Genomic DNA, 14474 nt, shown 5'->3' on the forward strand with positions numbered 1-14474 from the left:
CTTTAGGAGTGATTGTTAATGAAATTAAAGCATATGCAAGGAATGCTGTCGTTTTTGTTAGTACTTTTAGCTATTTTATTGGCGTCAAACAGTAATCTTGTCTCTGCTGCTAGTGCCACTAAGTATGAGAGTTATCAGTCGTTTAACCATGCTTATATCAACATTGCTGATGTAAACATCAATTTTAAATTAGGCAAAAAGTTTCATGTGGTGCTGCCGACCAAGTATCATACGTTAACTTTTCGTGATAAAAATAATTATCTTTATATTAATCAAGAAGATGAAGTTCAAAAAAAATTTCCTAAACCTACTTTGACCATTACTGTACCGAATCAAAATTCTATTCACAAATTAAATCTAGATGTAGATGATTGTGATCACGTGTCTATTAGTGGCTTGTCAATTAAGCAAATTAAGCTGGATACCTCAAATACCCATTATGATTTGAACAAGGTTTCAGTATCCCAAAAATTCAAAATTAGTAGCGATGATAGTAGCTATCATTTCCAGCAAAGTCAGCTACAGCATCTTACTTTTGATGATGATAGTGGGCGATATCAGTTTGCTAATTGTCAGTTAGATAACGTCAAAACGATTAGTGATGATATGGATGATACACATTTAAGCTTGAATCATTCTAGTTTAAAAAATGCGCAGGTCAATTTTGATGAACTATATATGAAAGCTACTAATGGTGCCCAATTTCTGGGGGAAAATGTTTTTAATGGTGATGAGATGCACCTAACTTTGGGCAAGATCAATCCTGATGTACGCTTAATGGACGATGACGTATTAACAGTCAATGCGCCAAAACGCAATTTAATTAAGAATTTAAAGCATAATCAGAGCAAAGATAATCGATTAAAAATTGAGGTTGAAGAAGGTACGCTTAAATGACGCTTAATTCGTTTTTATTGTTGCCTTAACTTTTTATGTTTATCATTTGAATTATTTGGGGAGAAAATTTTTAATGAAGTCAAAATATTATATTCAATACTTAATATCAATTGTGCTATTATTGTTTGCGGTCTTGATAGGCGTAAACAATAATTGTGCAACATCCGTAGCTGCTAATGTGCGAACATATCAAAGTAATCAGCCCTTTGATCATGTTCATATTGGTATTGTTGATGCCAATGTCAATATCAAACAGGGCAAACAGTTTCGGGCATATTTCCCGACAAACTATCATATTATAACTTTTCGCAATCAAGATCATTACTTGTATATTGAACAAAAAAATCATGGGGTGCGCAAACATGTGAAGCTGAGTTCACCCAAACCGACGATTACGATTACGGTACCGAACAAAGATGCTATCAAAAAGTTAGACCTTGGTTTAGACGACGGTCAGGTGACTCTCAATGACTTGTCCATTCAACAACTGAAGATAAATTCTTCTGATGCTCAGTACAACTTGCAAAATCTGGCGGTTACCCAAAGGTTGAGGATTGATAACGAAGGTGGTCGTTATCAGGTACAAAATAGTAACCTCAATAATGTAGCGTTTGATGATGATGATGGTCAATACCAATTTGATCAGTGTCATTTAACTAATGTTACTACCATTAGTGATGGTTTTGATGATACAAATTTGAAATTCAAAGATGCTGTTTTAAATGGATCTAATATTAATTTTGAAGATTTGAAGATGAAAGTCACTTTGAAGAACACTAAATTGCTCGGGCAGAATGTTTTTCATGGTGATGAATTAGCCTTAGCGTTAGATAAAGGAACTTCTGATGTACATCTAATGAGGAAGGGTAAACTCAAAATTAGTTTTTTCAAGCGTCAAACAATCCAGCGTCTGCAAAATAATCATAATAAAAAGAATGTGCTAAAAATAAAAGTTACAAAGGGGACAATTAAGTAATTAGCTTTAGAAATAATGTGGCTTGAAGTTTTATTAAAATATTTGAATTATCTGAAGTGTTGCTGAATGATTTCAGCAACACTTTTTTTGTATTGTAATTTTGAAGCTGACGTTTAAACATTCTATTGAATAATAAATAGTTATTATTATTTTTTAGTTCTTTTAGCAGTAATTAACTCAAGCTATCAATGCTAATCTATTAATTTTGACTATAAAAATTAGTAGTTAGTACATTATTCGAAAATTTAAATAGAATTCAACTTTGCCTTTTCTTAAAGTATAACAATCTGTTCTTTTTATATTAATAATTGACTAAAATAATATTAAAAAAATAATGAAAATTTTAATATTATTGATATAATATGCTTATCTCTTTTTTAAGAGGTTTAAATTTAGGAGGGATTACTGTGGCAGGACAAATAGCCGTTACACCAGAAGAACTGAGATCACAAGCAACGCATTATACACGTGGAGCGGACAGTGTAGATAACGTATTGAGTGATTTAAAGAGTACTCAAGAACAAATTCGTGCTGAATGGAAGGGGAATGCTTTTGAAAAGTATGATGTGAAATTTCAAGAATTATCCGGAAAAGTAACACAATTTTCACAGCTCCTCAGAGAAATTAAGGCGCAGTTGGATAAGTCAGCGCAAGCAATGGAAGATGCTGATAATCAAATTGGTCAAGCTTGGAGTTAATTAGTTTTAGTCAAGAGTGGTTTATTAAGGATCGCTCTTGGCGTTACATAAGTAATAAAAGTCCGTACATAGCTTTATAACCTTGGTTTATTAAGTAATTTAACCAGCTATGACTCAACTATGATAGTACAGGAAGATAGGTTTTTGATTAAACGACTATTACATTTTATACAAACCAACAATAAAAATATTGTCGCGATTATTTTAATAATATTAGTGACTTTAACGATTGCCTTATTTGCATTCAGAACTAAGCAAACCAAAGATCCGAATGCGAATAAAGTATTGCAAGTAGGCTTAGTTAATGAAGATAACGGTGGTCAATTTAATGGCAAACAATATAATTTTGGCCGAGATTTTGTCAACCTATTAACGCGCAACCATGATATTTCGTGGTATTCCATTCCACGTGATGTTGCTGAAAATGGCTTAAAGCATCGACGGTATGATTTGATTGTGATTTTACCATTTAATTTTTCTAATAAGATTCTCCAGTTTCAAGCGGCTGATTTTAAAAAGATTCGGGTTTTATATAAAATTCGTGAAAATAAAAATCCTACTTTACGCAATAAGATTACACAATTGAATAATCAAATCTTAAATAAACTCAATTACAAAGTTACAGAAATGTATCTAGCTAGTATTTTGTTTAACTTGCACCAAGCGCAAAGACATCTAGAAGTAGTTAATATTAATGAACAACAGTTGAGTAGTAATTTAAAAAGTAACCTGAATAATCCCTTGGCTGCTTTGATTAAAGAATATAGTCAGACGCAGCCCAATGCTAGCGATAATCCAGTCAGCAATTCGAAGGATAATGCAGGTGCTGAGCAATTACAAAATTTATTGCAAAATCAAGGCATTAATGGTTTGCAACAAATTAATACCCAAGCTCAAGAGCTGCAAAGTCAAGCTAATCAGCAATTAAATGAACTTAATACGCAAGCTAATTCTGTAATTCAAGCTAATAATCAGCACTTTTTAGATTTAGTATCTAATCAATATGATGCTTTTCAAACCATTATCAATGATGACTATTTTAATTTGAATCAATTACAAGCTCCAGCTATGCAAAAACAAATTAGTGACTTATTGAATTCACCTGTTTGGTTATCAGAGACTGATGATGCGCTGGTTCAAGAATTGCAAAATCAAAAGCTACAATTGGGGTTAACTCGGGATAAATTAAATCAATGTTTAGCAACATTGCAATCCAATGCAGTAGGTAACGCCAATGGCACTAGTGTAGTTGGTGATGAACAAGTTAGTTCTGTGCGGCAGCAATTGCAAACAATGATTAATATAGCCATCACGCAACTACCTAGTAATAGTAGTCAAATTTTGCAACAAATCAGTAGCGACGGTGAGTTAACGAGAGAGCAAACTCAAAGGTTACAAGTCGAGTGGGCTGCTGTCAATAACTTTCAAACAACAGGTTCCTTTCAAGGACAAGAAGTTGCGCTTCAACAAGCAACTTTACCACCAGCTAATCACCCCCTAGTGTTAAATCTGCCAGCCCATCAAAGCGTCTTTTTGAATATCAGCAGTACCCAAGTTGACCTCAATAACCTAGCACGTCAGCTGGAGGAAAATAATTTGCCAGTAGTTATTCAAGATCAAGGTTTAGCTATTAATAATTTGGGCGACCAACAAAGCTTAACTTTATATCCACAAGTTTTGACTGAGCAACCCGTCAATTATGCCATGACAATTGATGCTCCAGCACTAACGCAAGGAATACTCAGTAACTTGGTTCAGAATCACAGTGGCAATTTAAGTCAACCATATTTGGATTTCATCATTACTTTAAATCAGGCTTATACGTTCATCACCACGTTCAACAGCTTACAATTAGAGCCCAAGACAACAGCTGCAGTACCGGTAAAGACTGTTTCTACGTTTGATGCGAATTTAGAGCAAAAATTATTAGCCATTTTAATCAACGTGCATAGTGCTGAAGATTCCATCACTAAATTACAAACGCAGTATGAAGAACAATTACAACAAAACCAACAAGCGCAGGCGGATTTTCAACAATTGGTTGTTAAGATTCAAAAGTTGTATCAGGAACAATTAGCTAGTTACCGGCAACATCAAACCATGATTTCACCGGTCGTTGAGTTCAATACACAATTGTTAAGTGACCCCGCACCGTTAGATTTTTCGCCACTGATGAAATTGGCACAACAAAGTAGTACACAGGCCGAACAAACAAATTCTCAATTACAAGCTTCTTTACAACAAATGCTGAATCAATCGCAACAATTAGATCAAAACTTGACGAACCAAGCGCAAGCCACAGCGACGATTGATAATGATTCTAAAGCATTTGTCCAGCATGGTAATAAATTACTGCAACAAGCGAAGGTACTCCTTAATAATTGGCAGCAAGTTGTGGCCACTAATGCTGACTACAATCACAATTTTGGTCAGTCAATGAGTAATACTAAAAATGATGATAATGCTGCTCGCAAAATTTACGGCAATCTGGCTCAGCCGTTAAAATTTCAAAATGCGGGGACAATTCGCAATCTTAGTTCAATTTTTCCTTATTTTTTAACACTAGCTAACATTATTATTGGTGGTTTTGCGGCGTTGCTGATTGTCGGTAATGATCAGCACAATCGCCAACTTAAACCATTTAAAGTAGCAGACCATTGGGAATTACCGACAACCAGTTTGGGGTTGTACCAACAATATGCTTTGATTTTAGTTTTAGGAATTAGTTTCTTAGTGGCCTGGACGACGCGCCCGTTATTGCGCCACCTTTTGTATCCACAACTGTGGTTAATAATCGAAACTTTGATTCAAGCGACAGTGATTGAAGCCGCCATCGCGTTATTCAAATTTTTGCGGTCAGTCGGTAAATTTATTTTTGTTTTCTTCTTTATTGAATATATTTTTTACACGCCGGCATTGGGTCAATATTTAACCAAAAGTCCTGGAGTTGGTTTCTTTTTGAAATATACTTCGCCATTTCAACAAATAGAAGACATTTACTCAAATGTTTTTACTAATCAAGCAGATAATGTCCTGATCATTCTGATTTTTAGTGTGTTGCTATTAGTTTGTTTAATGGTTAATTGGTTATTTAAGGAAAAATTATATGTTACAGAAATTGAAACTTAGCTGGTTATTAGTTGTAATCATCCTTATTGGCGGATGGAGTTTCCAAAATATTGATCTTTTGGCAGCCCGAAGGTCTTTGGATGACGGCAAGATGACAATTAATAATACGATTTTAAACAGCAATCAAGATACCAGTGAGGCAAGTTCAGCTAGTGCTAAGCTGAGTGCGAATGATTTCTTTTTTCGGCAGGATAGTTTTGAGCAACAACAACGCCAACGAAGACAGCGTTTTTCACAAAATACGCAATTAACGCAACGGCAATTATTTACTAACCAATGGTCTGCTAAACCAGATTTATTAGTTCAACACACCAAAGGACGACTTTTTCAAGTTCCAGAATCAATTTCGGCAGCTCATACCAAACGTCATCAGCAGACTAATTCATGGCGAAAACTGAAATACATTCTATTAATGATGCTGGCATTATTTTTTATTGGCATCGGTTGTTGGTTAGGGAAGCACAAACGCATGATTAGGAGATTTTTTAAACGATGAAATATATTAACGTCACCATTTTGATCCCAGCTGCGAATCATTATGTCCAAGATTTGAGACTGCCCATACAATTGACAGTCAATCAACTAATTGCGCTCTTAATTGATGATTTAGCTCAACGAGCAATTGCTCTCAATACAAGATTACTTAATGTAATTAAAGTGCAGACGAAAAGCTTATTGTTGGTTAACACAGATTTATTAGCAGACTTTCCTTTAGCAGACGGCGATATTTTACAAATTTTTTAGTGGAGGAGCAGCAATTGGCTAAGCAAAGACAAGGATTTGAAATTGATGGCTATCAATATCAATTCAATTATTTAAAATCAGGAAGCATTACCGAAGAATTAACGGCTGATAGTGTTCAAGATGCTCAATTGATTGATTATTTAGGATTAAAGCAAGATCAATTAGTACCATTAATAATCAAGCCACAAGATCAAGCTTGGCAACTGCAATATCAGGTGGCTGCTGATTGGCACAATTTTCAACAATTGGCTAGCGACTTATCGCGAGTTGATAAAATTCGCTTATGTTTGAATTTACTAGAGCTTTGGCAATTACGTAATTCACGAATTGTGCCCGTAGTGCACCCTGATAATATTTTTTTTGACGTCAACTTACGACCCAAAGTTTTACACCGTGGAGCGGTAGGTATTGTGACGCCCCAAACGCATGCTCATTTATTAAAGCAATTGAAAGCTTTTATCGTGATGGTGTTAGCCAATAAGTATACATTTAATCGCTTGTATAAAGGCTTAATGGCTGATAAGAGTTTTGCTGGTTTGAAGTATCAGAAAATCATTCGTGCCAAAAGCGTTGCCACTTTAAAAGAGCAGCTACAAGTTTTGTATCAACAAGCTTTGACTGTTGAACAGAAGCAATTAGTCGTCGCCTCAAAAAAGCAATTTAATCTTTATCACTGGGGATTTTTATTGGAATCAGTGGTCACGACACTGGTCGGTTTAGCGCTGATTTATTTATTAATGGTTGTTGTGCCGCAAAAACAATCCTTAGCTGAAGGAACGGGCTCTTATTTGCAGCAAGATTATGATCAGGCCATTAATCACCTGAGCAAAATTAGAGTTCAACAAATGCCGAAAGTTCAACAATTAATGCTCGCCAAATCTTATGTTCATGTTGATAATCTCAATCATCAACAAAAAGCTAATATTAACAAATCACTAAATATGAATTCTGATCCTAACTATTTAAAATATTGGATTTATGATGGACAAGGCAATTTTAACCAGTCATTGGATGCTGCCAAATACTTAGGAGATCAGCAATTAATCTTGTTTTCGTATACTAAATTATATTCACAAGCGAACAATAATCCGCATTTAACCGGTGCTAAGAAGCAGAGATTATTGAATAAATATTCGAAACTAATTAAAGCTTATACGAAAAAATTACAGAAAGAATAGAAGACATGGCTGAAATTTATCAATTATATATCTGGTTAAAGACGAGCTACTCAGTGTTGAAATTAGATACCACTGAACAAAATAATTTTACTTTAAGTACTGATTATCATGATACTTATTATGTTCCAGAACTAGAGCAACCACTTGAATTGACGATTAATACGGATGCTCAGTTTTGCTTAGCTGACCAAGTATTAGAATTGGGACAAGTAATAACAATTCAACAACATATCCAACTTTTAATCTTGGCTGATACACTAATTCCACTCAGTTTTGATGTTAACCAGCTCAACATGGGACAGCCTTTAAGTTTAGGAGCTAACGCATTCAATGATATTCAAATAGCGATTAATTGTGATTTTCTCATTCAAAAGACAGCTGATGCCAAACAGTTTCAAGTAATGGGCGCTTTTAAAACGCCAGTCTATTTAAATCATAGTTTAATAACAACCACAGTAATTAATTTTACTTATGGGGATGTGCTGGCGATTGATGGGTTAGAAATAACTTTGCAGCCTGATAATTGGTTAATCGTGAAAGATTTGTTGCAGCAATTTGTCAAAAGTACCCTGTTTTATCGGCAACAAATAAAGCATTGTTATTCAGATGATTATCCAGAGTATCATCGCTCACCGCGGGTGATCCGCGCTTTACCGAAGGCTAAAATAACTTTAGATGCACCACCCATGCCTACAGAAATTACTAAAAATAAATTATTAAAAACGATTATGCCACCGTTGGTAATGGTTGCTGCTTCGGTTGTAATGGCAGTAATTAGCCATAACATGACCACCATGATTATGATGGGAGCAATGAGTTTGACAACGACTGCTTTTGCGATTAGTAGTTACTTTAATGATAAAAAAGAACAAAAGCAAAAAGCTAATCAAAGAGTGCAAGATTATCATGATTATTTACAAACTAAAATTGTGGAGATTCAATCACAAAAGCACCAAACGCGCTCGGCCTTAACTTATCACTTACCATCACCGCAAACGATTAGTCAATTGATTTTGCGTAATAGTGCGCGGATTTATGAGAAAAATAAATTTCAAACGGACTTTTTAACGGTCCGTTTAGGGTTAAGTGATTTTACTGGGCAATATCAAGTTAATTTTTCGCCGCAAGAATTAAAGCATGATGCGTTATTAGACAAAGCAAAAAAGATTTATCAACAGGCACTTCAGGTGGAACACTCGCCATTAGCAATTAGTTTGTTGTCCGCAGGGGTGGGACTAATTGGTGATCAAGTCCAAGTCAATCAGGCTTTGCAGAATTTGGTGCTACAAATTGCGGCCTTTCAAAGCTACCATGATGTCCGGTTTGTTCCAATTTTTGATAGTCAGCAACAAGATTTTTGGCAAGAGCTTCGATGGTTAAAACATTTTCGTTCTAGTGATAGTAATACGTTAAATTTTGTTGATGATGATCAAACGCGTGACCAAATATTAACGGCCTTATTGCAACTATTAAAAGAACGCGAACAAGCTGTGAAAGAAAAAGAAAACAAAGATCAAAAAATTAGCTTCGCACCGTATTACATTTTGATTGTACAAAATGAAGAATTGATTATTAATCATGGTATTATGGAATATTTGTCACACGATATTTCTGAACTTGATGTCGCAGTGATCTTTGTGAAGCAAACGTTGGCTGATTTACCGGAACATGTTGAGACAGTGGTCGAATATTATGATAGTCAACAGGCAGAAATTGTGATTGAGAACGGTCAACTAACTTCTCAAAAATTGGTTCCTGACGCTCTGGAAACAATTGATTTAGAGGCGACTGTGCGGCATTTAGCCGCCTTAGACCATAAAGAAAGTCTCAAAAATTCTTTACCAACATCTGTGGGTTTATTGGAATTGTACGATATTAAAACCGTGGCAGAATTGCAGTTGCAAAAACGTTGGTCAGTCAATCTTCCCTATAAAAGTTTAGCTGTTCCGTTAGGACTACGTGGTAAAGATGATTTAGTTAAATTGGATTTGCATGAACGGGCACATGGCCCACACGGTTTAATTGCCGGAACGACAGGTTCAGGAAAATCCGAATTAATTCAATCGTATATTGCTTCATTAGCAATTAACTTTCATCCCGACAACGTGGCCTTTTTGTTGATTGATTACAAGGGCGGTGGCATGGCGAACCTTTTCAGTGAATTACCGCACTTATTAGGGACCATTACAAACTTAGATGGTAGTCAAAGTTTAAGAGCTTTAGCGTCAATCAAAGCTGAGCTAGAAAAGCGGCAACAGTTATTTGGCCAATATCAAGTTAATCATATTAATGAGTATCAAAAATTGTATCATGACGGCGTTGCCGAAGAAGCTATGCCCCATTTATTTTTAATTAGTGATGAATTTGCTGAATTAAAATCCGAACAACCCGATTTTATGCAGGAATTAGTTTCAACAGCGCGCATTGGGCGTTCATTAGGTATCCACTTAATTCTTGCAACGCAAAAGCCGAGTGGAGTGGTTAACGAACAAATTTGGAGTAATTCTCGCTTTAAAATTGCGCTAAAGGTTCAAGATCAAGCGGATTCCAATGAAATTTTGCATACGCCGGATGCAGCTTCAATTGTTGAACCAGGGCGCGCCTATCTGCAAGTTGGTAATAATGAGATTTATGAGTTGTTTCAAAGTGCATATAGTGGACAAGATTATCAACCAGTCGCTTCTAAAAAGCGCACAGCGCCACCGCTTTATTTAATTAATGAGTTAGGCCAATATGAAAACTTATCAGTTGATTTAAGTGGTCTGACCTATCTTGATACGCAATCTCAAGCAACGAAGGTTTCTGAGTTGACGGCGGTGATCAATTACATTGCACAATTTGCGCAAGATCAAAATATTGCGCGGTTACCTCGACCATGGTTACCACCTTTAGCAGCCCAATTATTTTTGCCAGATTATGTTCAAACTGATTATCAACAGAATTGGTCGCAGGCGCAATTTAATTTACGAGTGACGCTTGCGATGACTGATTATCCGGACCAACAAGCGCAAAGGCCTTTGCTTTTGGATATGCTGCAAGCCAAGCATTTAGCAATTTTTGGGAGTCCTGGTTATGGGAAAAGTACATTCGTTCAAACTTTGATCTTGAGTTTATGCCAACAAAATTCGCCCGAGTTGTTGAATGTTTATTTACTAGATTTTGGAACCAATGGCTTGTTACCTTTGCGCGATTTACCACAGGTGGCTGATTGGATTCGAATTGATGAAACAGAAAAGATTTTAAAATTTCAAGAGATTATTGAGCAGGAATTGAATCACCGCAAGCAATTATTGAGTTTAGTAGGTGTGGCCAGTTTAGAACAATATCTTACAACAACTTCCGAGCAATTGCCGATTATTGCAATTGTGGTTGACGCAATGGATTCAGCAAAAGAAGTGGCTTGGAGTGAGCAGTTTAATTATCTTTTGGACAAGATTACTCGCGAGGGAGCTAACGTCGGGATTTATCTAATAATTACTGCTAATCGCCAAGCAGCTTTGAGAATGCAATTATTGGCTAATATTAAAACGCAAATCTCATTGTTCTTATTTGACCGGAATGAAACTACTGATATTGTGGGTCGTTCGCAGCTGGTTGTTGATGATCAACCGGGGCGAGGATTGATGAAGTTAGATACTGTGCGCTTATTTCAAACTTTGCTCCCAGCTAAAGGTAGCAGTTCTTTGGAAATCTTGGAAAAGGTCAAACAATTAGCACAACAAATGCAGGCCAGTTGGCAAGGAAAACGGCCTGATAAGATTCCTATGATTCCTGAAGAATTAACTTTGGCACGCTTCCAGATGATGGCAACGACCAGTCAGCGACAGTTAGCGTTAGGTTTGGATACAGCAACAACCAAGCCAGTGGTCTTTGATTTTGATCAAGATAAATATTTTGTGATTTTAAACGATACCGAAGAACAGCAACATCTGTATGACAATTTAGTTAGACAGCAATTAGCCCAAAGCGAGCATTGTGCCACAATAATTATTGATAATCAACAATCAGAGTCTGAGATTGTTGCGGTTTTACATCAAATGGAAGCAATCATTCGTTCAGAGCACACAATGCAAGAATATTTAATTTATTTCGCCGATTTTGAAGAAATTGTTAACATCGCTGAACAAAATCAGATTAAGTTATTGTATTTATTGCATCAGGGGCAAGCCAATGGCTTACACATTGTCATTAATACTTATCTTAGTTATTTAACCAGTAGTTTTGATGAGTTAACCCGAACCTTAAAAGCGGAAATTAAAGTTGGCATTCTGGGAACGCGCTTAACAGATCAAGATTTAGTTAGTTTTAAATATATCTCTAATGAAGATTATCTGAAGGATGACGAGGGCTATTACTTCAAAAGACGATCTTATAAGAAAATTCGCATACCCAAATAAAGGAAGTGTTAATTATGAAAAAGCAAACAATAAAAGCGCTCTTGTCTGGGTTAATCATGATCTGTAGTTTAGGCTTAATTGGCTATGGCGTAATTAGTAGTCCACCAGGACATGATTGGTTGATGGCGCACTACTTAAAACAAGATCAAATGCTGACGCGGCAAAAAATTGTGCATAATCAACATCAAAAGGCTAATTTTGATCCACAAGAAGTTCATGCCATTAAGGCGCAAGACTTATTACGAGCGTGGAATAATTCAGTGCAGCCGATTGGTTACATGGCGATTCCTGCAGTCCAAATGAAAAATCGAATTTTTAAAGGCTACGGATCGCGTGGTGATAACTTGCTTTACGGTGTAGCCACTATGAAGCCGAAGCAGGTGATGGGAGCAGGAAACTACGCTTTGGCTGGTCACTATATGCACAATCAAACCATTTTTCATAATTTACATCGTGTCAAAGTCGGGAATAAGGTTTATCTAACAGATTTAAAATTGATTTACAAATATCAAGTAACTAGGGTTTTAACCGGTGTTTCGAATCGACGGGTGGACTTGATTGATGATCAGCTAGTAGCACCACAAATTACACTGATAACGTGTGAAAATTTGACGACTAGTAATTTGCGGACTGTGGTCCAAGGCGATTTGTTGGGAACTTACACAGTTACAGCAGCAAAATTGCGCAAATTAGGGATTTAGGGGAGATTGGATATGAAAATTAAACTGACGACTATATTTTTGATATTCACTTTATTGATGGGAACAGTAGTTAGTAGTTGGACTAGTGTTCAAGCTGAAACTTTTAACTTGAATAACACGCGAGCAGATAACTTACAGCAGTTACAAAAAAGTTATGTAAAACAAAAAACCATTACTGAAACGCAGCCAACTGCTGGTGGACCGTTGGCTGATCCCGTGGAAATGGGAAGTGTGACAGTTTTATATATTAACTTTGATACTGGACAAACAATGGACAGTGTTACCTTAAAAGGTCAAGTTGGGGCTCCCTATTATGCTGAAGAAAAAACATTTCATGATATGAAATTAAAAGATGTGACGGGTAATGTGAACGGCACGTATGCTAAAGAGCCCCAGTATGTATATTTTAGTTACCGGTCCAAAGATAGTGCAGTTAACGATAATCAAAACCAAGTAGCGGCTACTGGTGCGGTTAATGTTCAATTTGTGGATGAGGCGGGTGAATCTATTCAGAATGCAGTGACAATTACGGGCAATGTGGGTAGTAATTACAGTGTGGATCCGCACAATTATGCGGTGAACAATTATGAATATGTCAAAGCAGATGGTAATTTAACGGGGCAATTTACCGCTAGTCCCCAAACTGTAACTTTGGTTTACAAGGGAAAAATGACTACAGGGAAGTTAACGGTTCGCTATTTGATTGAAAACTCTACTCTGAGTGTAGCCAGTGACTTGGTCATGGCTGGCAAAATTGGTGATGCTTATACTGTGTCCCAAAAAGATATCCCAGGCTACATTTACGACCATGCTGAGGGGCAAACTTCCGGCACATATACTAAAGAGCCTCAAACAATTACTTTTATTTATAAGAAAGATCAACAAGTAACCGGTCAAGATGTAACAGTGCGGTATTTAGATGAAAAAACCAATGAAGAAATTGCTAATAACGTCATTTTACGGGGCAATGTGGGTGAGACCTACACAATTGAGCGTTTGAAAATTAACGGTTACTCGTTTGAGCGTATTGTTGGTGCAGACAATGGGACTTTTACTAACAACAAACAAACAGTAACACTTTATTACAAAGCAGGTTCTAATAATAATGCTGATAGTGATTCAGGTAAGAATGATGCTAACACTAATCAGTCCAATACTACAGACCATGCCAATTCGAGCTCAACCAGTCAACCGACTGAAAATTTAAATAATGGTGGAACCAATGATTCTGGTGGCGGCGGTACACAACTACCGCCCAAGTCAAATGGCGCGATAGATCCGACTAGTAACGACTCGGCAACTAAGGGAGACAGTGCAACGTTGCCGCAAACTGCAGATTTGCATGAACAAACAACGGGGTTATTAATCTTAGGAATCTTATTGATGACAAGTGTCATTGGAAGATTGGTTTGGAAAAGAGTGAGGGGGTTTCAATAATGGGAAAAAATGCGGTGGCAATTCGAGCATTACGGATGAAGATTGCTAAATTACAAAAAGCGAAAATCAATTTGCAAAAAGGCCAAACTAAGTTAAAAGCCAACATTGATAAAATTACAACAGGTTATACGTCTATTTCTAATAGCGAATGGCGTGGTGAGCGAAAAAATAAATTAGCTAATGACTATGATCAATTTCAACAAAGTAGTCGGCACGATTATAATGTTTTTCAACAAAATATGAGCATAATTGATGACAAAATTCAGGAATTACAAGCAGAATGTGCGCGGCTAGCAGCGGTTAATTGATGAGGAGAT

At 36.4% G+C, this 14474-nt stretch carries 11 protein-coding genes; all 11 read left to right on the top strand.

All coding sequences use genetic code 11. The features are described from left to right. The first annotated feature begins 18 nt into the window (after positions 1-18). The 11 genes from AC3B5B_RS07130 (at position 19) to AC3B5B_RS07180 (ending at position 14465) form a co-directional block, all read left to right on the top strand. Positions 19-897: a hypothetical protein gene (locus AC3B5B_RS07130; RefSeq protein WP_489757874.1), complete on the top strand. Its 879-nt coding sequence runs from the start codon at positions 19-21 to the stop codon at positions 895-897. Between the two features lie 73 nt (positions 898-970). After that, positions 971-1873: a DUF4097 family beta strand repeat-containing protein gene (locus AC3B5B_RS07135; RefSeq protein ID WP_489769722.1), complete on the top strand. Its 903-nt coding sequence runs from the start codon at positions 971-973 to the stop codon at positions 1871-1873. 407 nt (positions 1874-2280) lie between these two features. Then, positions 2281-2571 carry a WXG100 family type VII secretion target gene (locus AC3B5B_RS07140; RefSeq protein ID WP_489757876.1) on the top strand — a complete coding sequence of 97 codons (291 nt, stop codon included), beginning with the start codon at positions 2281-2283 and terminating at the stop codon, positions 2569-2571. Positions 2572-2715: 144 nt separating this feature from the next. Further along, positions 2716-5700: a type VII secretion protein EsaA gene (gene esaA / locus AC3B5B_RS07145; RefSeq protein WP_489769723.1), complete on the top strand. Its 2985-nt coding sequence runs from the start codon at positions 2716-2718 to the stop codon at positions 5698-5700. Next, positions 5678-6196, top strand: a complete 519-nt coding sequence (locus tag AC3B5B_RS07150; RefSeq protein ID WP_489769724.1) for a hypothetical protein — start codon at positions 5678-5680, stop codon at positions 6194-6196. Before esaA ends, AC3B5B_RS07150 begins: the two co-directional genes overlap by 23 nt. Beyond that, positions 6193-6444 carry an EsaB/YukD family protein gene (locus tag AC3B5B_RS07155; RefSeq protein ID WP_489757879.1) on the top strand — a complete coding sequence of 84 codons (252 nt, stop codon included), beginning with the start codon at positions 6193-6195 and terminating at the stop codon, positions 6442-6444. Before AC3B5B_RS07150 ends, AC3B5B_RS07155 begins: the two co-directional genes overlap by 4 nt. 14 nt (positions 6445-6458) lie before the next feature. Beyond that, positions 6459-7622, top strand: a complete 1164-nt coding sequence (essB, locus tag AC3B5B_RS07160) for a type VII secretion protein EssB (RefSeq protein ID WP_489769725.1) — start codon at positions 6459-6461, stop codon at positions 7620-7622. Between the two features lie 5 nt (positions 7623-7627). Further along, complete coding sequence (gene essC, locus AC3B5B_RS07165) at positions 7628-12019, top strand: type VII secretion protein EssC (RefSeq protein ID WP_489769726.1); 4392 nt, start codon at positions 7628-7630, stop codon at positions 12017-12019. Between the two features lie 14 nt (positions 12020-12033). Continuing rightward, positions 12034-12720, top strand: a complete 687-nt coding sequence (locus AC3B5B_RS07170) for a class A sortase (protein WP_489769727.1) — start codon at positions 12034-12036, stop codon at positions 12718-12720. 12 nt (positions 12721-12732) lie between these two features. Beyond that, positions 12733-14157 (top strand): MucBP domain-containing protein, encoded by a 1425-nt coding sequence (locus tag AC3B5B_RS07175; RefSeq protein WP_489757883.1) that lies wholly within the window; start codon positions 12733-12735, stop codon positions 14155-14157. After that, complete coding sequence (locus AC3B5B_RS07180) at positions 14157-14465, top strand: YwqH-like family protein (protein ID WP_489769728.1); 309 nt, start codon at positions 14157-14159, stop codon at positions 14463-14465. The genes AC3B5B_RS07175 and AC3B5B_RS07180 overlap by 1 nt, the downstream gene beginning before the upstream one ends. The last annotated feature ends 9 nt before the right edge of the window (positions 14466-14474 follow it).

Source organism: Bombilactobacillus sp. ESL1187, from assembly GCF_058107155.1.

Excerpts from the sequence above, each read along its gene's own strand:
- AC3B5B_RS07130 (WP_489757874.1), top strand. The coding sequence starts at position 19 with ATGAAATTAAAGCATATGCAAGGAATGCTGTCGTTTTTGTTAGTACTT.
- AC3B5B_RS07170 (WP_489769727.1), top strand. The coding sequence starts at position 12,034 with ATGAAAAAGCAAACAATAAAAGCGCTCTTGTCTGGGTTAATCATGATC.
- essC (WP_489769726.1), top strand. The coding sequence starts at position 7,628 with ATGGCTGAAATTTATCAATTATATATCTGGTTAAAGACGAGCTACTCA.
- AC3B5B_RS07135 (WP_489769722.1), top strand. The coding sequence starts at position 971 with ATGAAGTCAAAATATTATATTCAATACTTAATATCAATTGTGCTATTA.
- AC3B5B_RS07155 (WP_489757879.1), top strand. The coding sequence starts at position 6,193 with ATGAAATATATTAACGTCACCATTTTGATCCCAGCTGCGAATCATTAT.
- AC3B5B_RS07175 (WP_489757883.1), top strand. The coding sequence starts at position 12,733 with ATGAAAATTAAACTGACGACTATATTTTTGATATTCACTTTATTGATG.
- AC3B5B_RS07150 (WP_489769724.1), top strand. The coding sequence starts at position 5,678 with ATGTTACAGAAATTGAAACTTAGCTGGTTATTAGTTGTAATCATCCTT.
- AC3B5B_RS07180 (WP_489769728.1), top strand. The coding sequence starts at position 14,157 with ATGGGAAAAAATGCGGTGGCAATTCGAGCATTACGGATGAAGATTGCT.